This window comes from Streptomyces sp. MAI_2237 (assembly GCF_054189285.1).
Map to the genome: position 1 here is coordinate 1,129,267 of NZ_JAJPGQ010000003.1, position 20,438 is coordinate 1,149,704.

Consider the following 20,438-nt stretch of genomic DNA (forward strand, 5'->3'; position numbering starts at 1 on the left):
GGGCTGCGCACCTACACGCACGGCGGCCGCATTCCCACCGGCAGGTGGAAATGCGGCCGCCGTTTTGCGTACCGACCGGTCCCGGCGTCTTACGCAGCGACCGGTCCCGGCATCGTACGTAGCGACCGGTCCCGCCGTTTTGCGTGCCGACCGGTCCCGCCGTCTTACGCAACGACCGGTCCCGGCGCATACGTACCGACCGGTCCCGGCGTCAGCCGCGCCGCCCCCCGTTGCCGTTCCCGTTGGTCGTGCCCTGGAACAGGTTGTCCGGGATGGAGAAGGTGGGCGTGGGGAAGGTGGTCCCGCCGCCGCCGTTGGTGTTGCCTCCGTTGGTCAGGCCGCCGAAGATGCCGCCGTTCCCGTTGCCGCCGTTCTTCCCGTCGCCGTTGCCGTTGCCTTTCCCCTTGCCCTTGGGGCCGTCGGGGATGTCGATCAGGTTGAAGGACTCGACGGGCTTGCCCTCCAGGGCGCCGGTCATGGCGTCCTTCCAGATCGGGCCGGGCGTGTCGGCGCCGTAGACGAGGTCGTGGTAGACGCCGCCGATGGTGATCTGCTTCATCTGGCGCTTGTGGGTCGGGTCGCCGACCCAGACCGCGCCCGCCATGTTCGGGGTGAAGCCCACGAACCAGGCGGCGTAGCGGTTGTCCGTCGTACCGGTCTTACCGGCGCTCGGGCGGTCGCTGAGGCCGGCCTGCTGACCGGTACCGTCCTCGACCACGCCCTTCAGCAGCGTGGTCACGGTGTCGGCGGTCTTCTCCGACATCGCCCGCGAGCAGGTCGACTTCGGCACCTGCAGCGACTTCGTCTTGTCGCCGATCCGCTGGCTGATGGACTCGATGGCGATCGGCGTGCAGTACATGCCGCGCGAGGCGAAGGTCGCGTACGCGTTCGCCATCGTCAGCGGCGACATCTCCTGGGTGCCGAGCGCGATCGAGGGGGCCTGCCGCATCTTGGCGCCGTCCGCGCGCTGCACGCCCATCTTCTTGGCCATGTCGACGACCGGGCAGATGCCGATGTCGCTGATCAGCTGCACGTAGTAGGTGTTGACCGACTTCGCGGTCGCCTGCTTCATGCTGTAGGGGCCGTGCTCCGACTCGCTCTCGTTGCTCAGCTTGGTCGGGTTGTTCGGGTCGTCGCGCCACTGCCCGCCGTTGCAGATCGACACCGGGCTCGGGTAGTCCATCTCGTACGGCGAGGAGTAAGACTGCGTCGCCGGCGTGCCGCCCTCGATGGCGGCCGCGGCCACGATCGGCTTGAACGTCGAACCGGGCTGGTAGCCCGCGCCGCCGCCCATGGACTGGTTGACCGACAGGTTTATCTGCGTCTCGTGCTTGCCGAAGCCGTACGGCCGCGACTGGCCCATCGCGAGGATCTTGCCGGTGCCGGGCTCGACGAGAGTGGCGGCGGTGGCCACGTCGTCGCTCTTGTAGACGTGGTCCTTGATCGAGGACTGCACCGACTCCTGGGCCTGCGGGTCGAGGGTGGTGCGGATCCTCAGGCCGCCCTGGTTCCAGACCTTGGCCCGGGGCCTCCTTGGTCCGGCCGAAGATCGGGTCGTTGAGGAAGATCTCGCGGACGTAGTCACAGAAGAAGCCCGCGCCCTTCACGGCGGTGATGCAGCCGTTCCTGGGCTGGCTGGGGTCGAGGCCCAGCGAGGTCTTCTTGGCCTTGTCGGCCTCCGCCTGCGAGATGTCCCCGAGGTCGGCCATGCGCTGCAGCACGGTGTTGCGGCGCTTGGTCGCCTCCGCCTCGTCATTGACAGGGTCGTAGCGGCTCGGGGACTGCACGATGCCCGCGAGCAGCGCCGCCTGCTGGAGGCTGAGGTCCTTGGCGTGCCGGGAGAAGTAGCGCTGGGAGGCGGCCTCGACGCCGTAGGCCTGCTCCCCGAAGAACGTGATGTTCAGGTAGTTCTCGAGGATCTTCTTCTTGCCGAGCTCCTCCTCGACCTGGATCGCGTACTTCAGCTCCTTGATCTTGCGGCCGAGCGTCTGCTGGGTGGCCTCGGCGACCTTCGTCGGGTCGTCGCCGGCCTCCTCGATGAACACGTTCTTCACGTACTGCTGGGTGAGCGTCGAGGCGCCCTCGGAGACGCCGCCGCTCTGCGCGTTCTTGTTCAGTGCGCGCAGGATGCCCTTGAGGTCGACCGCTCCGTGCTGGTAGTACCGCGCGTCCTCGATCGCGACGATCGCCTTCTGCATGTACGGCGAGATGTCCTTGAGGGCGACGACCGTCCGGTCGCGCGAGTAGACCGTGGCGATCTGGCCGCCGTCGGCGTCGAGGATCGTGGTGCGCTGGCTCAGCGGCGGGGTCTTGAGGTTGGCCGGGAGCTCGTCGAAGCTCTCCACCGACCCCTTGGCCGCGAGTCCGAGCGCGCCGACGGCGGGCAGTGCGATACCGGCCATGACGGCACCGGCGAGCACACTGACACCGAGGAACTTGGCGGCCTGCTGCGTGGGGGACAGGCCACCGCCCGAGCGCTTCTTTGGCATGAGGGCAGCCTACGTTCTCAATCGCCGGACACGCGTATATGCCTTGGCCTAAGCTGCTCTCAACTGTCACAGCAGTAGGGCCACGTATCAATACGTCCGGCGACCCCGAATCGTTCCGGAGGTTCCCCGACTTTCTGGTGGGGGCGTGTCCGAATCCGCCTTCTGTGTCACCTGGCGTCCGTTGTGACTCAGTGGAACTGTCCCGGATTGCCGGGAAGGTCACGCATGTTACCAGCTCACTCCCCCGGGTGATCTGCCGCTTACGCATAGTCCGTTCGGGCCATTCAAGATTGGGCCCGAAGGGGGTGTTGCGCTGTGCCCACCTTCCGTAACGTCCTCAACTGGCGGCGGTGAATATGCCGCTGCCGCCGTGGGGGAGCCTCGATTCGGGAGAGGACGGCGCCGGTATGGGCTGGGTAACCGACTGGAGTGCGCAGGCCGCCTGTCGCACTACCGATCCGGATGAACTGTTCGTTCAGGGAGCAGCGCAGAACAGGGCCAAGGCGGTGTGCACCGGATGTCCGGTACGCACTGAATGCCTGGCTGACGCGCTGGACAATCGCGTCGAGTTCGGCGTGTGGGGAGGCATGACGGAGCGCGAGCGCCGCGCACTTCTGCGCAGGCGGCCCACCGTGACCTCCTGGCGCCGGCTGCTGGAGACGGCGCGCGTGGAGTACGAGCGGGGGGTGGGCATCCTGCCGCTCGACGACGACGAGGTGTACGAGAACTACGCGGCGGTGAGCTGAGGGCACCCCTCGAGGAAGCGCCCGTCAGGAGCGCACCCCTCGGCTCAGTCGACGACGGAGTCGGGCAACTCCGGCCGGTTGGCCGCGAGCCGGTCGCCGATGTCCCGCAGGCCCACGAGGTCGTGCACATCGCCGGGCAGCGCGGCCACTTCGGCCACCGCGACCTCGGGGTGGAGTGCCGTGAAGCGGTCACGCGTGCGCTGCTCGCGGGAGAGCAGTTGCATACGTTCCGCGTGCAGCCTTAGCAGGCCCGCGGCGAGACGGTCGACACCCTGGTCCTCATCGTCCGGACCGGGGGAGTTGGCCCCGGACGCCTCGGACTCGGCGGGCTCGGATGCGGGAGATTCTGAACTGCCGTACGTGTCGGGAGAGTTACGAAGTCCAGCTTTCCCGCCGTCCTGATCCACAATGCGGGACTCCACAAGATTTTCCGCGGCGGCGAGCGCGCGCTCGGCCGACAACCGGTCGGCGCCGCTGCCATGGACCCGGTTGAGTACCAGACCGGCGAGCGGCATGTCCTCGGCCGCCAGCCGTTCCACGAAGTAGGCGGCCTCGCGCAGCGCGTCCCGCTCGGGGGCCGCCACCACCAGGAACGCCGTGCCCGGCGCCTGCAGCAGCTTGTACGTGGCGTCCGCGCGTGTGCGAAAGCCGCCGAACATCGAGTCCATGGCCGCCACGAACGTCTGGACGTCCTTCAGCAGCTGACCGCCGAGCACCTTGCCCAGCGCGCCGGTCATCATCGACATCCCGACGTTCAGGAACTTCATCCCCGCCCGGCCGCCGACCTTGGCCGGCGCGAGCAGGACGCGGATCAGCTTGCCGTCCAGGAAGGACCCGAGCCGCTTCGGGGCGTCCAGGAAGTCCAGCGCCGAACGGGAGGGCGGGGTGTCGACGACGATCAGGTCCCACTCGTCGCGCGCCCGCAACTGGCCCAGCTTCTCCATCGCCATGTACTCCTGCGTACCGGCGAAGCCCGCGGAGAGCGATTGGTAGAAGGGGTTCGACAGGATCGCGGTCGCCCGCTCGCCGTCCGCGTGCGCCTCGACGATCTCGTCGAAGGTGCGCTTCATGTCCAGCATCATGGCGTGCAGTTCGCCGTCGCCCTCCACGCCCTTCACCCGGCGCGGGGTGTTGTCCAGGGAGTCGATGCCCATGGACTGGGCGAGCCGCCGGGCCGGGTCGATGGTCAGGACGACCACCTTCCGGCCGCGCTCTGCGGCCCTGAGGCCCAGCGCGGCGGCCGTCGTGGTCTTGCCCACGCCGCCCGAGCCGCAGCACACCACGATCCGCGTCCCCGGGTCGTCGAGCAACGGGTCGACGTCGAGGACGCGCGCGGCGGAGAGGCGGTGCTGGCGCGGGCTCTCCTGGGCGCCTGCCAGGTCCGGACTCATGACATCCCCTGCTTCCGCATCGTGCTCCGGCCGGTGGGCTCGCGCATCGTGCTCCGGCTCATGACAGGCCCTGCTCGCGCAGCTCGGCGGCCAGCTCGTACAGCCCCGCGAGGTCCATGCCCTCGGCGAGCAGCGGCAGTTCGTGCAGCGGCAGGCCCGTCTCGGCGAGCACCGAGCGCTGCTCGTGCTCCAGCGTGTACCGCTCGGCGTACTCCTCGGCCTGCCGCAGCAGCGGGTCCACCAGCTTCTCGGCGTTCCCGCCGCGCCGCGCGCCGCCCAGCCCCGCCGCCGACAGTGCCTTCGCGACAGTGGAACGCGGCACGCCCCGTACGAGTTCCAGGTCGGTCCCGTCCAACACCTCGGGCCGCACCATGTTGACGATGATCCGGCCCATCGGGAGCCGCGCGGCGCGCAGTTCGGCGATCCCGTCCACGGTCTCCTGGACGGGCATCTCCTCCAGCAGCGTCACCAGGTGCACGGCCGTCTCCGCCGACTTCAGCACCCGCATCACGGCCTGCGCCTGATTGTGTATCGGCCCTATCTTCGCCAGGCCCGCCACCTCGTCGTTGACGTTCAGGAAACGGGTGATGCGGCCCGTGGGCGGAGCGTCCATGACGATGTAGTCGTAGACGAACCGGCCGCTCTTGTCCCGCCGGCGCACGGCCTCGCAGGCCTTGCCGGTCAGGAGCACGTCCCTGAGGCCCGGCGCGATGGTGGTGGCGAAGTCGATGGCGCCGAGTTTCTTCAACGCTCTTCCGGCACCTCCGAGTTTGTAGAACATCTGGAGGTAGTCCAAAAGGGCCAGTTCTGGATCGATGGCGAGGGCATACACCTCCCCGCCCCCTGGAGCGACGGCGATCTTCCGCTCCTCATAGGGCAGCGCTTCGGTCTCGAAGAGCTGCGCGATGCCCTGGCGCCCCTCGACCTCGACGAGAAGCGTCCGCTTCCCCTCGGTCGCGAGGGCCAGCGCGAGAGCGGCGGCGACCGTGGTCTTTCCGGTCCCGCCCTTGCCGCTGACGACCTGGAGCCTGCTCACGTATTCGAGCCTAACCAGTCGCCGTGCGGATCACGCGGCGGCCTGTGGACAACGCGACGACGGACGGTGGCCGGGCAACGGCTAGAGTCGGCCACATGACCAAGTGGGAATACGCAACCGTGCCCCTGCTCGTCCACGCCACGAAGCAGATTCTGGACACCTGGGGCGAGGACGGCTGGGAGCTCGTCCAGGTCGTGCCCGGGCCGAACAACCCCGAGCAGCTGGTGGCCTACCTGAAGCGGGAGAAGCAGTGATGGGCGCCGTCGAGGCCCGGCTGGCCGAACTCGGTCTCACGCTGCCGGAGGTCGTCCCGCCGCTCGCCGCCTACCAGCCGGCCGTCCAGTCGGGCGCGTACGTCTACACCTCCGGCCAGCTCCCGATGGTCGAGGGCAAGCTTCCGGTCACCGGCAAGGTCGGCGCCGAGGTCACGGCCGAGGAGGCCAAGGAGCTCGCCCGTACCTGCGCCCTGAACGCCCTGGCCGCCGTGAAGTCGGTCGCCGGCGACCTGGACCGCATCGCGCGCGTGGTGAAGGTCGTCGGCTTCGTCGCCTCGGCGGCGGACTTCACCGGCCAGCCCGGCGTGATCAACGGCGCCAGCGAGCTGCTCGGCGAGGTCCTCGGCGACAAGGGCGTGCACGCGCGCAGCGCGGTCGGCGTGGCGGTGCTCCCGCTGGACGCGCCCGTGGAGGTCGAGGTCCAGGTCGAGCTGGTTCCGTAACCACCGCTCTGGTCCCGTAACCACCGCTCCGATCCCGTAACCACCGCTCTGACCTCGGGGACCTCTCGAACATTCGCGCACCACGGGATAGCCTCCGGCCATGGCGAATGGGCAGTGGTTTCCGCAGGACTGGCCGGACCGCATCCGCGCGCTCGCGGAGGGCACGCTCACTCCGGTGGTCCCCAAGCGGGCGGCCACCGTCATGCTCCTGAAGGACACCGGCAGCGGTCCGGTCGTCCACATGCTGCGCAGACGCGCCTCCATGGCCTTCGCCGGAGGCGCGTACGCCTATCCGGGCGGTGGCGTCGACCCGCGCGACGACGAGCACCACGTGCGCTGGGCGGGCCCCACGCGCGCGTGGTGGGCCGAGCGGCTCGGCGTCGACGAGCGGGCGGCCCAGGCCATCGTGTGCGCGGCCGTCCGGGAGACGTACGAGGAGGCGGGCGTCCTGCTCGCCGGGCCGACCGCCGACTCCGTGGTGGGCGACACCACGGGCGAGGACTGGGAGGCGGACCGCGCGGCGCTGGTCGCCCGCGACTTCTCCTTCGCCGAGTTCCTCGACCGCCGCGGCCTGGTGCTGCGCTCGGACCTGCTCGGCGCCTGGGCGCGCTGGATCACCCCGGAGTTCGAGGCCCGCCGCTACGACACCTTCTTCTTCGTCGCCGCCCTCCCGCACGGCCAGCGCACCCGCAACGCCTCCACGGAGGCCGACCGCACGGTGTGGATCCGGCCCCAGGACGCGGCCGAGGGCTACGACAAGGGCGAGCTGCTGATGATGCCGCCCACCATCGCCACCCTGCGCGCGCTCGCCCCGTACGGCACGGCCGCCGACGCGCTCGCCGCCGCCCCGGGGCAGGACATGACCGCCGTACTGGCACAGGCCCGTCTGGAGGACGGCCGGATCGTGCTGACCTGGCCCGGGCACGACGAGTTCACCAAGCGCATCCCGACCGACCTTCCGACCGGTGGAGCCTGAGCATGACCGACGCGAGCACCCTCCCCGGCCGGCCCAGGGGCGTGGTCGTCAGCGGCCCGGCCACGTCCCGGGCCGTCAACGTCCTGGCCCCCAACGCCTCGGCGATGACCCTCGACGGCACCAACACCTGGATCCTTGCCGAACCGGACTCCGACCTGGCGGTCGTCGTCGACCCCGGCCCGCTGGACGAGGGCCACCTGCGCACGGTCGTCGACACGGCCGAGGCGGCCGGCAAGCGCATCGCGCTCACCCTCCTCACCCACGGCCACCCCGACCACGCGGAAGGCGCTTCCCGCTTCGCCGAGCTGACCGCCACACGCGTGCGTGCGCTGGACCCGGCGCTGCGGCTGGGCGACGAGGGCCTCGCGGCCGGCGACGTGATCGCCGTCGGCGGACTGGAGCTCAGGGTCGTCCCCACCCCGGGTCACACCTCGGACTCCCTGTGCTTCCATCTGCCGGCCGACCGGGCCGTCCTGACCGGCGACACCGTCCTGGGACGCGGTACGACGGTCGTGGCGCACCCCGACGGCCGCCTGGGCGACTACCTGGACTCGCTGCGCCGGCTGCGCTCCCTGGCGGTCGACGACGGCGTCCACACCGTCCTGCCGGGCCACGGGCCCGTCCTGGAGGACGCCCAAGGGGCCGTGGAGTTCTACCTGGCCCACCGCGCCCACCGCCTCGCCCAGGTCGAGACGGCGGTCGAGGACGGCTACCGCACCCCCACCCAGGTCGTCGCCCGCGTCTACGCCGACGTGGACCGCTCCCTGTGGCCCGCCGCCGAGCTGTCGGTACGCGCGCAGATGGACTACCTGGAAGAGCACGGCCTGATCTAGCCGACGGCCACACACAGCCGTTCCGGCGTCTGCGGACATGGCCGCACTGAAGCACCCGTTCCGGCATCTGCGGACGTGCGCGCAAAACAGCCCGTCCGGCGTTTGAGGACGAGGCCGTTCAGGCCGAACGGGGGCCTGAGGGCGGAGCCCCCAGCAACCCCGGCCCGGGCCGGCGTCAGCGAGACCGCTTCGCCAGCCGCTCCACGTCCAGCAGGATCACCGCACGCGCCTCCAGGCGGAGCCACCCCCGCTGCGCGAAGTCGGCCAGCGCCTTGTTGACCGTCTCCCGGGACGCGCCGACCAGCTGGGCCAGCTCCTCCTGGGTGAGGTCGTGCACGACGTGGATGCCCTCCTCGGACTGCACGCCGAAGCGACGCGAGAGGTCCAGCAGAGCGCGGGCGACCCGGCCGGGGACGTCCGAGAAGACCAGGTCGGACATCTGGTCGTTGGTCTTGCGCAGACGCCGCGCGACGGCGCGCAGCAGGGCGCCGGCCACCTCCGGGCGGACGTTCAGCCAGGGCTGGAGGTCGCCGTGGCCGAGGCCCAGCAGCTTGACCTCCGTCAGCGCGGTGGCCGTGGCGGTGCGCGGGCCCGGGTCGAACAGCGACAGCTCGCCGATCAGTTCGCCGGGGCCGACGACGGCGAGCATGTTCTCGCGGCCGTCGGGGGAGGTGCGGTGCAGCTTGACCTTGCCCTCGGTGACCACGTAGAGCCGATCACCGGGGTCGCCCTCGTGGAAGAGCGAGTCGCCGCGCGCGAGGGTCACCTCACTCATGGAGGCGCGGAGCTCCGCGGCCTGCTCGTCGTCGAGCGCCGCGAAGAGCGGGTTCCGCCGCAGAACGTCGTCCACGAGTTATCTCCTTGTCGACCTGCTCAGGGGATCTTGCTCCCCCTTGGTACCAGGGGACCGTGTTCCCCATCTTGCCGGACGGTCCAAACAGTGTGATCTGTCACAAGGATGCCGCACTGGTGTCCCCAGGTAAGCGGCAGGGGTCCAATTGGGGGCCGATCCTTTGGGTCCGGGGCGGATGTCAGTGCCGGGCTCTAGGCTGGCCGGGTGTCCAAACCGCCGGTGAGAGCACAGGCCAAGGGGGCTGCGCGGGTGGCTGCACGTCGTGATTCCGCTGTGGGCGAACAGAACCCCGGCGGCGGAAGGAAACCGGCAAAAGAGACAGGGAATGTGGCGGGCGGGAAGGCTGGGGCGAAGAAGGTGACCGCGAAGAAGACGGCTGCGAAAAAGCCGACGGGGAACCAGACGGCCGTGAAGAAGACCGCCGCCGCCAAGCCGACTGCCGCCGACAAGACCGCCGCGACGAAGCCCGCCGACAAGCCAGCCGCCGTGAAGAAAGCACCCGTCAGGAAAGCCGCAGCCGTCAAAAAGGCCACCGTCGCCCCGAAGAAGGCCGCCGCCGCCGTCAAGGGCGCCCCCGCCGCCAAGCCCGTCGCGGCGCCGCCCAAGGGCGAGTCCCCGACCGCGCTCGTGCGCCGCGCCCGCCGCATCAACCGCGAGCTCGCCGAGGTCTACCCGTACGCCCACCCGGAGTTGGACTTCGAGAACCCCTTCCAGCTCGTCGTCGCCACGGTCCTGTCCGCCCAGACGACCGACCTGAGGGTCAATCAGACGACCCCGGCGCTCTTCGCCAAGTACCCCACCCCCGAGGATTTGGCCGCCGCCAACCCCGAGGAGGTCGAGGAGATCCTGCGCCCCACCGGATTCTTCCGGGCCAAGACCAAGTCGGTGATAGGGCTGTCGAAGGCGCTGGTGGAGCAGTTCGGCGGTGAGGTCCCCGGCACGTTGGAAGACCTCGTCAAACTGCCCGGCGTCGGCCGCAAGACCGCCTTCGTCGTGCTCGGCAACGCCTTCGGCCGCCCCGGCATCACCGTGGACACGCATTTCCAGCGGCTGGTGCGACGCTGGCAGTGGACCGCGGAGACCGACCCGGACAAGATCGAGGCCGCCGTGGGAGCGCTCTTCCCGAAGAGCGACTGGACGGACCTCTCGCACCACGTCATCTGGCACGGCCGCCGCATCTGCCACGCCCGCAAGCCCGCCTGCGGCGCCTGCCCCATCGCCCCGCTCTGCCCGGCCTACGGCGAGGGCGAGACCGACCCCGAGAAGGCGAAGAAGCTCCTGAAGTACGAGAAGGGCGGCTTCCCGGGCCAGCGTCTCAACCCGCCGCAGGCCTACCTGGACGCCGGCGGCCTGGCGGCTCCGCCGCTGGGCGCCGCATGACGGACCGGGCACACCGGCGCGAGGAACGATCAAGGGCCTGCCGGACGTTGAAACGGGCAGGACGACGGGGGTGGCGATGACACGAGCGAGCGACACGCAGGGCGGGCCGGTGACACTCAGCAAGGAGGGCCTGCCCGACTGGCTCGGCCCGGTGGTGCGGGCCGTGGAGACGGTGCAGCCGCTACAGCTGAGCCGCTTCCTGCCGCCCGAGGACGGGGCGGGCCGGCAGTCGGCGGTGCTCGTGCTGTTCGGTGAGGGCGAGCGCGGCCCCGAGCTGCTGCTCATGGAGCGGGCGGGGTCCCTCAGGTCGCACGCGGGACAGCCGTCCTTCCCCGGCGGCGCCCTCGACCCCGAGGACGGCGACCCGCACACCGACGGGCCCCTGCGGGCCGCCCTGCGCGAGGCCGAGGAGGAGACCGGGCTCGACCCGTCCGGCGTGCAGCTCTTCGGCGTGCTGCCGAAGCTCTACATCCCGGTCAGCGGCTTCGTGGTGACCCCGGTGATGGGGTGGTGGCGCGAGCCGAGCCCGGTCGCCGCGGTCGATCCGAACGAGACGGCGAGGGTCTTCACCGTCCCCGTGGCGGATCTCACGGACCCGGACAACCGTGCCACCACCGTTCACCCGAGCGGGCACCGAGGTCCGGCATTCCTGGTCGAATCGGCCCTCGTGTGGGGCTTCACGGCCGGAATCATCGACCGTCTGCTGTACTACTCCGGCTGGGAGCGCCCCTGGGACCGGGAGAAGCAGGTCCCGCTCGACTGGCGGTCATGACAGGGTGTCCACCGTGAATGTGCTGGACATCCTGTTGCTGGTCGCCGCCGTGTGGTTCGCGATCGTCGGCTATCGCCAGGGCTTCGTCGTCGGCATCCTGTCGGTGATCGGCTTCCTGGGCGGCGGTCTCGTCGCGGTCTACACACTGCCCGTCATCTGGGACGCGCTGACCGACAACGCCGAGGTGAGCACCACCGCCGCCGTGGTCGCGGTCGTCGTCGTGATCGTCTGCGCCTCGGTCGGCCAGGCCCTCACCACCCACCTCGGCAACAAGTTGCGCCGGTACATCACCTGGTCCCCGGCCCGCGCCCTGGACGCCACCGGCGGCGCTCTCGTCAACGTCGTCGCGATGCTCCTGGTGGCGTGGCTGATCGGCTCCGCCCTGGCCGGCACCACCCTGCCGACGCTCGGCAAGGAGGTGCGCAGCTCCAAGGTGCTCCTCGGGGTCTCCCGGGCGCTGCCGACGCAGGCCGACACCTGGTTCGCCGACTTCTCCTCGGTCCTCGCGCAGAACGGCTTCCCCCAGGTCTTCAGCCCCTTCTCGAACGAGCCGATCACCGACGTCCGGCCCCCCGACCCGGCCCTGGCCAACAGCTCTGTTGCCACGCGCGCGAAGAGGTCCATCGTCAAGGTCATGGGCACCGCCACGAGCTGCGGCAAGGTCCTGGAGGGCTCCGGCTTCGTCTTCGGCGACCGCCGCGTCATGACCAACGCGCACGTGGTCGGCGGCGTCGACGAGCCCACCGTCCAGATAGGCGGCGAGGGCCGGAAGTACGACGCCACGGTCGTCCTCTACGACTGGCACCGCGACATCGCCGTCCTGGACGTGCCCGGCCTCAAGGCGCCCGCCCTGAAGTTCTCGGCCACCGACGCCAGGAGCGGCGACGGCGCGATCATCGCGGGCTTCCCCGAGAACGGCTCGTACGACGTCCGCGCCGCACGCGTGCGGGGACGCATCCCGGCCAACGGCCCGGACATCTACCACCGCGGCACCGTGCACCGGGACGTGTACTCGCTGTACGCGACCGTCCGCCAGGGCAACTCCGGCGGACCGCTGCTCACCCCCCAGGGGGAGGTGTACGGCGTGGTGTTCGCCAAGTCCCTCGACGACGCCGACACCGGCTACGCGCTCACCGCGGACGAGATCCAGCCGGACATCACCCAGGGGCGCAGCGCGAACCAGCAGGTCGACAGCGACAGTTGCGCGCTGTAGACGTCGTACGGGAACCCGGTTGAGGAAGAGGCGTCAGCCGCGCGGGTGACGCAGGCGTACCGAGACCCAGCGGGCCCGGCGGCGCAGGATGCGCGGAATGCCCACCCGGAGGTCCGTACCCTGCATCTGCGGGGTGCCTCCTCGCTGGTGGGTGCTCAGGCCGATGGCCGAGCGGCGATTGCGAACTGCGTCACTGTAGTCGTGCGTCCAGCCCATACCCGGACGTCTGCCCCCGCCCCAAGGTCGATAACCGCCCCCACGGCCCCCAATTGGCCTATGCGCCAGGCAATTGGCTGTTCGTAGGACAGGTGTTCAGATCCGGATACCGGGCGCGATGGAACGGTCACCGATCGGGCTCGGGATCCTTGAGCCAGTTGATCAGCTCGGTCGAGAAGGCGGCGGGATCCTCCTCGTGCGGGAAGTGCCCGAGCCCGTCGAACAGCCGCCAGCGGTAGGGCGCCTCGACGTACTCGCCGGAGCCGGCCGCGCTGCGCGTGCGCATCACCGGGTCCAGCGAGCCGTGCAGATGCAGGGTCGGCACCCGCAGCGGCCGCTTCATCCGGCGGTTGAACTGGATGCCGTCCGGTCGGGCCAGGGAGCGCACCATCCAGCGGTACGGCTCCACCGAGCAGTGGGCCGTGGACGGGATGCACATCGCGCGCCGGTAGGTGTCCAGGGTCTCCTCGTCCGGCTGGTGGGGGCCGGACCACTCCTGGAGCAGCTCGGCCACCTGTGCCCCGTCGTCGGCGGTGAGCTGCCGTTCGGGGATCCAGGGGCGCTGGAACCCCCAGATGTAGGAGCCGGCGCGCGTCTGCTTGACGTCGGTGAGCATCGCCGAGCGCCAGCGCCGGGGATGCGGCATGGAGGTGACGGCGAGCCGTCGTACCAGCTTCGGGCGCATGACCGCGGCCGTCCACGCCAGGTATCCGCCCAGGTCGTGGCCGACCAGCGCGGCGTCCGGCTCCCCGAGGGAGCGGACGACGCCGGTGATGTCGAGGACGAGGTTCGTCGGGTCGTACCCGCGCGGGGTGCGGTCGCTGCCGCCGACGCCCCGCAGGTCCATGGCGACGGCCCGGAAGCCCGCGTCGGCCAGCGCGGTCAGCTGGTGCCGCCAGGTCCACCAGAACTGCGGGAAGCCGTGCAGCAGCAGCACCAGCGGGCCGTCTCCGGCCTCGGCGATGTGGAAGCGGGCGCCGTTGGCGGCGACGTCGCGATGCGTCACCTTCGTCCCGTCGGGGAGGGCGTCCGGCCGTACGACCGAGGTGGGTTGCGCCGATGGTGTGGCGGGATCCGTCATGAGGACGAGCGTGCCACAGCCTCGATGGCCGCGGGGGCGCGGTCCTCGATCGCCGGGGGCTCCGGCCGCGGGTGCGGCTTGGCCTTCTGCAGGACGCCCGCGGTCTCCTTCATGGACGCGGCGACCTTCTGCGGGCCTTGGCTCTTCTTCGCCTTCTTGGCGAAGACCACGCCGACGAGCGCGAGCACGCCCGCGACCAGCACGTTCGCCGCGAACGACAGCAGGAAGCAGACCGCGAGGTTCCAGTCGCTCCAGGTGCGGATCCCGTACGCCAGCGCGAAGTTGAGCATCGGCAGCGAGAACACGAGGACCGCGCCGGCCCCGGTGAACGCGCCGCCGCTCGTCGCGCCGCGCTTGACGTCCTGCTTGAGCTGCGCCTTGGCCAGCGCGATCTCGTCGTGCACCAGCGCCGACATTTCGGTCGTCGCCGAGGCGAACAGCTGGCCGATGCTGCGTTCGGCGCCGACCGGGCTGCCGTCGGGTGCGCTCATCGCGATCTCCCTCTTCTGCCTACCGTCTGTGTTCCACGGAACATTTGTACCGTCCCGTCAGATCATGCCGGACGGCCGTCCTCATCGCCTGCCCCGCCCGGCACTTGGGCAATCGCGCGTCGCTCGGCGGCCTTCTCCTCGGCGATCCGGCGGTGCTCGGCGGCCTTGCTCTCGTAGATCGCCGCCATCCGCAGGTGGTACGCCGGATCGTCCTCCTCGTAGACGTCCGGGATGCCGTCGGCGTCCTCGTCACGCTCCTCGGCCTCGCACAGCCTGCGGTACTTGGCGTTGCGCACCTTCAGCAGCACGGTCGCCAGGGTCGCCGCGATGAGGGACCCGGTCAGTACGGCGGCCTTGACCTCGTCGGTCAGTACGGCCTCGCCGTCGAAGGCCAGCTCACCGATGAGCAGCGACACGGTGAAGCCGATGCCGGCCAGCGTGGCCACCGCGGCCACGTCCGCCCATGCGAGGTCATCGCTCAGCGAGGCCCTGGTGAAACGTGCCGTCAGCCAGGTGCCGCCGAAGATCCCGACCGCCTTGCCGACCACGAGCCCGAGCACCACGCCGAGCGTCTCCGGCTTGGTGAACACATCGCCCAGCGCCCCGCCCGAGACCACGACACCCGCGCTGAACAGCGCGAACAGGGGGACGGCGAGGCCCGCCGACAGAGGGCGCACCAGGTGTTCGACCTGCTCGCCGGGGGAGTGCGCCTCGCCCTCGTGGCGGTGGCAGCGCAGCATCAGGCCCATGGCGACGCCCGCGATGGTGGCGTGGATGCCGCTGTTGTACATCAGCCCCCAGATGACGAGCGCGAGGGGGACGTACACGTACCAGCCGCGCACGCCCTTCCGCAGCAGCAGCCAGAAGACCGCGAGACCCACGACGGCGCCGCCGAGGGCGGCGAAGTCGATGGTGCCGGTGAAGAAGACCGCGATGATCAGGATCGCGAAGAGGTCGTCGACGACGGCGAGGGTGAGCAGGAAGGCGCGCAGGGCGCTCGGCAGGGAGGTGCCGATGACGGCGAGCACGGCGAGCGCGAAGGCGATGTCCGTGGCGGTCGGCACCGCCCAGCCTTCGAGGGAGCCGCCGCCGGTGAGGTTGGTGAGGGTGTAGACGAGCGCGGGCACGGCCATGCCGCACAGGGCGGCGGCGACCGGCAGGGCGGCGGCCTTGGGGTCACGCAGGTCACCGGCGACCAGCTCGCGCTTGAGCTCGATGCCGGCGACGAAGAAGAAGACCGCGAGGAGGCCGTCCGCGGCCCAGTGCGCGACCGAGAGGTGCAGCCCGAGGGCCGCGGGGCCGAAGTGGAAGTGGCTGAGGCTCTCGTAACTGTCGTGCAGCGCGGGGATGTTCGCCCAGATCAGCGCGGTGACCGCGGCCGCGAGCAGCAGTACGCCACCGACGGTCTCGGTGCGCAGCGCGTCCGCGACGTAGGTCCGCTCGGGCAGGGAGAGGCGTCCGAGGACCTTGCGCGGGGTGCTGCTGCGGGGGGCGGACACGGGGAGACCTCCGGTCTGGGGGCAGGGCAAGGCTCTTCGCCGACCAGACTTCCCGGCACACCTGGAGGATCACGTTTGCTTTGTTTAGTTTACCTAATGGGGGGGTCCGGCGCGCTGTGGCCGGACGCCCCCAGGCCGACGAAGGGCCTCAGTCCTCGCTCGCCGCCGCCGGCAGCTTGGACTGGATGAGGTCCATGACGGTGGAGTCCGTCAGCGTGGTGACGTCACCGAGCTGGCGGTTCTCCGCGACGTCACGCAGCAGCCGGCGCATGATCTTGCCGGAGCGGGTCTTGGGCAGCTCGGCCACCGGCAGGATCCGCTTGGGCTTGGCGATCGGGCCGAGCGTGGCGCCGACGTGGTTGCGCAGCTCGGCGATCAGGTCCTCGGTCTCGGCGGCGGTGCCGCGCAGGATGACGAAGGCCACGATCGCCTGGCCGGTGGTCTCGTCGGTCGCGCCGACGACGGCCGCCTCGGCGACCGACGGGTGGGACACCAGCGCGGACTCCACCTCGGTGGTGGAGATGTTGTGCCCGGACACGAGCATCACGTCGTCGACCCGGCCCAGCAGCCAGATGTCGCCGTCGTCGTCCTTCTTCGCGCCGTCGCCGGCGAAGTACTTGCCCTCGAAGCGGGACCAGTAGGTGTCGATGAAGCGCTGGTCGTCGCCCCAGATGGTGCGCAGCATCGACGGCCACGGCTCGGTCAGCACCAGGTAGCCACCGCCGCCGTTCGGCACCTCGTTCGCCTCGTCGTCGACGACGGTGGCGGAGATGCCGGGCAGCGGGGTCTGCGCGGAGCCGGGCTTGGCGGCGGTGACACCCGGCAGCGGCGAGATCATCATCGCGCCGGTCTCGGTCTGCCACCAGGTGTCCACGACCGGCGTGCGGTCCGCGCCGATGTTCTTCCGGTACCAGATCCAGGCCTCGGGGTTGATCGGCTCACCGACGGACCCCAGGACCCGCAGGCTGGACAGGTCGAACTTGGCGGGGATGTCGTCGCCCCACTTCATGAACGTGCGGATCGCGGTCGGCGCCGTGTACAGGATCGTCACGCCGTACTTCTGCACGATCTCCCAGAAGCGGCCCTGGTGCGGGGTGTCCGGGGTGCCCTCGTACATGACCTGGGTGGCGCCGTTGGCGAGCGGCCCGTAGACGATGTAGGAGTGGCCGGTGACCCAGCCGACGTCGGCCGTGCACCAGAACACGTCCGTCTCCGGCTTGAGGTCGAAGACGGCGTGGTGGGTGTACGCCGTCTGGGTGAGGTAGCCGCCGGAGGTGTGCAGGATGCCCTTGGGCTTGCCCGTCGTACCGGACGTGTACAGGATGAACAGCGGGTGCTCGGCGTCGAAGGGCTCCGGGGTGTGCTCGGCCGGCTGGCGGTCGACGATCTCGTGCCACCACACGTCCCGGCCCTCGCTCCAGGCGACCTCCTGCCCGGTGCGGCGGACCACCAGCACGTGCTCGACGTTGCCCGCCTTGCCGACCGCCTCGTCCACGGCCGGCTTCAGCGCCGACGGCTTGCCGCGCCGGTAGCCGCCGTCGGAGGTGATGACCACGCGCGCGTCGGCGTCCTGGATGCGGGTGGCGAGCGCGTCGGCGGAGAAGCCGCCGAAGACCACGGAGTGCGCGGCGCCGATCCGGGCGCACGCCAGCATCGCGACCGCCGTCTCGGGGATCATCGGCATGTAGATCGCGACCCGGTCGCCGGCCTGGACCCCCAGCTCCAGCAGGGCGTTGGCGGCCTTGCTCACCTCGTCCTTGAGCTCGGCGTAGGTGATGGCGCGGCCGTCACCCGGCTCGCCCTCGAAGTGGATCGCGACCCGGTCGCCGTTGCCGGCCTCGACATGGCGGTCGACGCAGTTGTAGGCGACGTTGAGCGCGCCGTCCTTGAACCACTTGGCGAACGGCGGGTTCGACCAGTCCAGCGTCTCGGTCGGCTCCTTGGCCCAGGCCAGCCGGCGGGCCTGCTCGGCCCAGAAGCCGAGCCTGTCAGCCTTGGCCTGTTCGTACGCCTCCGCCGTGACGTTGGCGTTGGCTGCCAGGTCGGCGGGGGGCTCGAACCTGCGCTCTTCCTTGAGCAGGTTGGCCAGGCTCTCGTTGCTCACGGCATCTGCCTTTCCCAGGGTGTCCGTTGTGTCCCAGGCCACAGCTCATCAGACCCGAGGGGCCGATGACAAGGGTCGCCCGAAAATTGGTTTAGACCTGTCATGGGGGCTGGTCGGATCGGCTCGGTCGCTGTGGCCTGGGGTCATTCGTACCCACGGAGGCCGATCGGGCGGGGTTCAGCGGTGTAACGCCCTTCACACCGGCCCGGTCGTCGCCGTCGCGGCGGTCACGAGGTCACATCGGCCACCCCCACATGGCCGAACACCTGCTCCTCACGCGCCCCCGTCAGCAGATACGCCTGCGCCTCGCCCACGTGGAAGTACATACCGTGCAGCTCCAGCCTCCCCTCCCGCAGCTCTCGCGCCACCGACTCGTGCGCGCGCAGGTGCTCCAGCTGCTGCACCACGTTGGTCAGGCACAGCTGCTCCACCGCGTCGGCGGGCGCGCGGCCCGCCAGCCGGGCCCAGGGCCGCTCGGAGTCGGCCATCCGCTCCAGGCTCGGCAATCCGTTGCGCAGCCATCGCTCGAGCGGTGTCCGGCCGCGCCCGGGCTCGGCGTCGAGCAGTGCCTGCATCGCCCCGCACCCGGAGTGCCCGCACACGGTGACGGACCGCACCTTCAGCACGTCCACCGCGTACTCGATGGCGGCGGCCACCGACTCGTCGCCGCCCTCCTCGCCCGGCGGCGGCACGAGGTTGCCGACGTTGCGCACCACGAACAGGTCACCCGGACCGCTGGCGGTGATCATCGACGTGACCAGCCGGGAGTCCGCGCAGGTGAGAAAGAGCTGGGAGGGGCGCTGTCCTTCCCGGGCGAGCCTCGCCAGCTCGCCCCGCACCAGCGGCGCGGTCTTGTGCTGGAACGCCGTGATGCCGCGCGCCAGTTGGTGCCGGCTGTGGCCGGGCGCCGGGGCAGGGTGGGCGGTGACCGGGTGGGCGGTGGCCGGTGCGGGCCGGGGGCGCTCGCACTGGTGGTTGCGCCAGGGTGTCCAGGGATGGCAGCGGCAGTCGACGGAGGCGGCGGCTTCGCCGGTGCCGGGGGTGGTCCCGGGCTCGGCGACACGGTCGTCGTCCCCGGGCCCCGGTCCGCCGGTGCTCAGACCGGTCCGGCGGCCGGTCAGTTCCACCGTGCCGCCCTGGGCCGTGTGGGTGTTCCGCCAGTCCTGCAAGGACTCGTACGCCGCATGGTCCATGAACGACCCGTCCAACTCGACGACGGCGTGGGCGCCTCGGGGCACCAGATGCAGGGCCCGGCTGAGCCGCGGCACCGCGAGGAAGGTCAACTGGCCGCGGACGCGTACGTGGTGGACTTCGTCCCGCTCGTCGTGGGTGATGCGGGTGCGGGCGAGGCGGTTCATGGAGACGGCGACGGCCACCGCGACGCCGAGCAGCACGCCCTCGAGGACGCCGAACACCACCACGCCGAGGGTGGTGACGGCGTACACCAGCACTTCGCGGTGGCGGGTCACCGTGCGGATGTGGTGCAGGGAGACCATCTGGATGCCGACGGCCATCACCAGGGCGGCGAGTGAGGCGAGCGGGATGAGCTGCAGGAGCGGGACCAGCAGCAGCGCGGCGATCACTACGAGAGCGCCGTGCAGCATCGTGGAGTTCCGGCTCACGGCGCCCGCGTTCACGTTCGCCGAACTGCGCACCGCGACACCGGCGACCGGCAGTCCGCCGAGCGCGCCGGAGACGATGTTGGCGGCGCCCTGACCGAGCAGCTCGCGGTCCAGGTCGGAACGTCCGGCCCGGACCGTCGGCCCCGGCCGGGCGGCGGCGAGTTTGTCGACGGCGACGGCGCCGAGCAGCGACTGCACGCTGCAGACGAGGGTGGTGGTGAGCACGGCGGTCGCCAGGCCGAGCGCCGGGCCCTGGGGAAGCCCGGCCAGGGCGTGACTGCTCCAGGACGGCAGATCCACCCGGGGCAGACGCAGGCCGGCGAGGGAGGCGGCCGTGGTGGCGCCGGCGACGGCGATCAGAGCGGCCGGGATGCGGCGCAGCAACTGCCCCGCTCGGCCGGGGATCCGGGGCCAGAGCAGGAGCAGGGCGAGGGTGAGCAGGCTGACGACCACCGCGGCCGGCTGCACGTGGCCCAGCTGGGCGGGCAGGGCGCGGAGGTTGGCGAGGACGGAGCTCTGCGGGGTGCCGCCGAGGACGATGTGCAGCTGGGCGACGGCGATGGTGACGCCGATGCCGGCGAGCATGCCGTGCACGATGGCCGGGCTGACGGCGAGGGCGCCGCGTGCCACGCGCAGGCAGCCGAGGCCCAGTTGGGCGACGCCCGCCAGGACCGTGATGGCACAGGTCGTGCGCCAGCCGTAGCGGTGGATGAGGTCGGCGGTCACCACCGTCAGTCCGGCGGCGGGGCCGCTGACCTGTAGCGGGGAGCCGCCGAGGCGGCCGGCGACGAGCCCGCCGACCGCGGCGGCGACCAGACCGGCCTGGAGCGGTGCGCCGGTGGCGAGGGCGATGCCGAGGGACAGGGGGAGGGCGATCAGGAAGACCGCGACGGACGCGGACACATCGGCACCGTCGATACGGAAGCGGCGGTGCGGGGGCGGTGGGCTGTGGGACTGGGTGGTGCGCTCGGGCCGAGTGGGATCGGTGGCGCGGGTGGTGGGTGCGCAGGCTGACATG

At 70.9% G+C, this 20,438-nt stretch carries 17 protein-coding genes and 1 pseudogene; 8 read left to right on the plus strand and 10 right to left on the minus strand.

All coding sequences use genetic code 11. The features are described 5' to 3' along the window. Positions 1-211: 211 nt before the first annotated feature. Positions 212-2,489, minus strand: a pseudogene (locus LN251_RS15530) (transglycosylase domain-containing protein). Between the two features lie 407 nt (positions 2,490-2,896). Between LN251_RS15530 and wblA the strand changes: the two are divergent. After that, positions 2,897-3,235: a transcriptional regulator WblA gene (wblA, locus tag LN251_RS15535; protein ID WP_058924101.1), complete on the plus strand. Its 339-nt coding sequence runs from the start codon at positions 2,897-2,899 to the stop codon at positions 3,233-3,235. Positions 3,236-3,279: 44 nt separating this feature from the next. Here the strand turns inward: wblA and LN251_RS15540 are convergent, their stop codons facing one another. Both LN251_RS15540 and LN251_RS15545 read right to left on the minus strand, forming a co-directional pair. Beyond that, positions 3,280-4,626: an ArsA family ATPase gene (locus LN251_RS15540; RefSeq protein WP_458244946.1), complete on the minus strand. Its 1,347-nt coding sequence runs from the start codon at positions 4,624-4,626 to the stop codon at positions 3,280-3,282. A 58-nt stretch (positions 4,627-4,684) separates the two neighbouring features. After that, entirely contained in the window at positions 4,685-5,662 is a 978-nt protein-coding gene (locus LN251_RS15545) for an ArsA family ATPase (protein WP_458244947.1), read from the minus strand. A 95-nt stretch (positions 5,663-5,757) separates the two neighbouring features. Between LN251_RS15545 and LN251_RS15550 the strand changes: the two genes are divergently transcribed. The 4 genes from LN251_RS15550 (at position 5,758) to LN251_RS15565 (ending at position 8,189) form a co-directional block, all read left to right on the plus strand. Then, complete coding sequence (locus tag LN251_RS15550) at positions 5,758-5,916, plus strand: DUF4177 domain-containing protein (protein ID WP_003991873.1); 159 nt, start codon at positions 5,758-5,760, stop codon at positions 5,914-5,916. Next, positions 5,916-6,380, plus strand: a complete 465-nt coding sequence (locus LN251_RS15555) for a RidA family protein (protein ID WP_458244948.1) — start codon at positions 5,916-5,918, stop codon at positions 6,378-6,380. Before LN251_RS15550 ends, LN251_RS15555 begins: the two co-directional genes overlap by 1 nt. Before the next feature lie 100 nt (positions 6,381-6,480). Beyond that, positions 6,481-7,356 (plus strand): NUDIX hydrolase, encoded by an 876-nt coding sequence (locus LN251_RS15560; RefSeq protein ID WP_249840239.1) that lies wholly within the window; start codon positions 6,481-6,483, stop codon positions 7,354-7,356. A gap of 2 nt (positions 7,357-7,358) precedes the next feature. Continuing rightward, positions 7,359-8,189, plus strand: coding sequence for an MBL fold metallo-hydrolase (locus tag LN251_RS15565; protein WP_458244949.1), 831 nt, complete (start codon positions 7,359-7,361; stop codon positions 8,187-8,189). 175 nt (positions 8,190-8,364) lie between these two features. Here LN251_RS15565 and LN251_RS15570 read toward each other — a convergent pair whose 3' ends face one another. After that, a complete protein-coding gene (locus tag LN251_RS15570) occupies positions 8,365-9,039 on the minus strand; it encodes a Crp/Fnr family transcriptional regulator (RefSeq protein WP_058924095.1) in 675 nt (224 codons plus the stop codon). A gap of 411 nt (positions 9,040-9,450) precedes the next feature. Between LN251_RS15570 and nth the strand changes: the two genes are divergently transcribed. The 3 genes from nth to LN251_RS15585 all read left to right on the plus strand — a co-directional run bounded on the left by nth (position 9,451) and on the right by LN251_RS15585 (position 12,407). Further along, entirely contained in the window at positions 9,451-10,422 is a 972-nt protein-coding gene (gene nth / locus LN251_RS15575; RefSeq protein ID WP_458244950.1) for an endonuclease III, read from the plus strand. A 76-nt stretch (positions 10,423-10,498) separates the two neighbouring features. Next, a complete protein-coding gene (locus LN251_RS15580; protein WP_458244951.1) occupies positions 10,499-11,194 on the plus strand; it encodes an NUDIX hydrolase in 696 nt (231 codons plus the stop codon). Between the two features lie 13 nt (positions 11,195-11,207). Next, on the plus strand, positions 11,208-12,407 hold the full coding sequence (locus LN251_RS15585) for a MarP family serine protease (RefSeq protein ID WP_458244952.1): 1,200 nt from the start codon (positions 11,208-11,210) through the stop codon (positions 12,405-12,407). Positions 12,408-12,440: 33 nt separating this feature from the next. Here LN251_RS15585 and LN251_RS15590 read toward each other — a convergent pair whose 3' ends face one another. From LN251_RS15590 to LN251_RS15615, 6 genes are all read right to left on the minus strand, one after another. Then, positions 12,441-12,623 (minus strand): hypothetical protein, encoded by a 183-nt coding sequence (locus tag LN251_RS15590; protein ID WP_249840236.1) that lies wholly within the window; start codon positions 12,621-12,623, stop codon positions 12,441-12,443. 127 nt (positions 12,624-12,750) lie between these two features. Then, the gene (locus tag LN251_RS15595) at positions 12,751-13,704 is read right to left on the minus strand and encodes an alpha/beta fold hydrolase (protein ID WP_458244953.1); all 954 of its coding nucleotides are present in this window, start codon (positions 13,702-13,704) and stop codon (positions 12,751-12,753) included. Beyond that, on the minus strand, positions 13,701-14,195 hold the full coding sequence (locus tag LN251_RS15600; RefSeq protein WP_458244954.1) for a phage holin family protein: 495 nt from the start codon (positions 14,193-14,195) through the stop codon (positions 13,701-13,703). The genes LN251_RS15595 and LN251_RS15600 overlap by 4 nt, the downstream gene beginning before the upstream one ends. Before the next feature lie 62 nt (positions 14,196-14,257). Further along, a complete protein-coding gene (gene nhaA, locus LN251_RS15605) occupies positions 14,258-15,694 on the minus strand; it encodes a Na+/H+ antiporter NhaA (protein WP_458244955.1) in 1,437 nt (478 codons plus the stop codon). Between the two features lie 148 nt (positions 15,695-15,842). Further along, positions 15,843-17,798 carry an acetate--CoA ligase gene (gene acs / locus LN251_RS15610; RefSeq protein ID WP_458244956.1) on the minus strand — a complete coding sequence of 652 codons (1,956 nt, stop codon included), beginning with the start codon at positions 17,796-17,798 and terminating at the stop codon, positions 15,843-15,845. Positions 17,799-18,025: 227 nt separating this feature from the next. Next, on the minus strand, positions 18,026-20,437 hold the full coding sequence (locus tag LN251_RS15615; RefSeq protein ID WP_458244957.1) for a bifunctional SulP family inorganic anion transporter/carbonic anhydrase: 2,412 nt from the start codon (positions 20,435-20,437) through the stop codon (positions 18,026-18,028). Position 20,438: the final 1 nt, after the last annotated feature.

Bases quoted from the DNA above. Each gene is read 5' to 3' on its own strand.
- LN251_RS15560 (WP_249840239.1), top strand. From the start codon at position 6,481: ATGGCGAATGGGCAGTGGTTTCCGCAGGACTGGCCGGACCGCATCCGC.
- wblA (WP_058924101.1), top strand. From the start codon at position 2,897: ATGGGCTGGGTAACCGACTGGAGTGCGCAGGCCGCCTGTCGCACTACC.
- LN251_RS15565 (WP_458244949.1), top strand. From the start codon at position 7,359: ATGACCGACGCGAGCACCCTCCCCGGCCGGCCCAGGGGCGTGGTCGTC.
- LN251_RS15580 (WP_458244951.1), top strand. From the start codon at position 10,499: ATGACACGAGCGAGCGACACGCAGGGCGGGCCGGTGACACTCAGCAAG.
- LN251_RS15595 (WP_458244953.1), bottom strand. From the start codon at position 13,704: ATGACGGATCCCGCCACACCATCGGCGCAACCCACCTCGGTCGTACGG.
- LN251_RS15555 (WP_458244948.1), top strand. From the start codon at position 5,916: ATGGGCGCCGTCGAGGCCCGGCTGGCCGAACTCGGTCTCACGCTGCCG.
- LN251_RS15590 (WP_249840236.1), bottom strand. From the start codon at position 12,623: ATGGGCTGGACGCACGACTACAGTGACGCAGTTCGCAATCGCCGCTCG.
- LN251_RS15540 (WP_458244946.1), bottom strand. From the start codon at position 4,626: ATGAGTCCGGACCTGGCAGGCGCCCAGGAGAGCCCGCGCCAGCACCGC.
- LN251_RS15600 (WP_458244954.1), bottom strand. From the start codon at position 14,195: ATGAGCGCACCCGACGGCAGCCCGGTCGGCGCCGAACGCAGCATCGGC.
- LN251_RS15615 (WP_458244957.1), bottom strand. From the start codon at position 20,437: ATGTCAGCCTGCGCACCCACCACCCGCGCCACCGATCCCACTCGGCCC.
- LN251_RS15550 (WP_003991873.1), top strand. From the start codon at position 5,758: ATGACCAAGTGGGAATACGCAACCGTGCCCCTGCTCGTCCACGCCACG.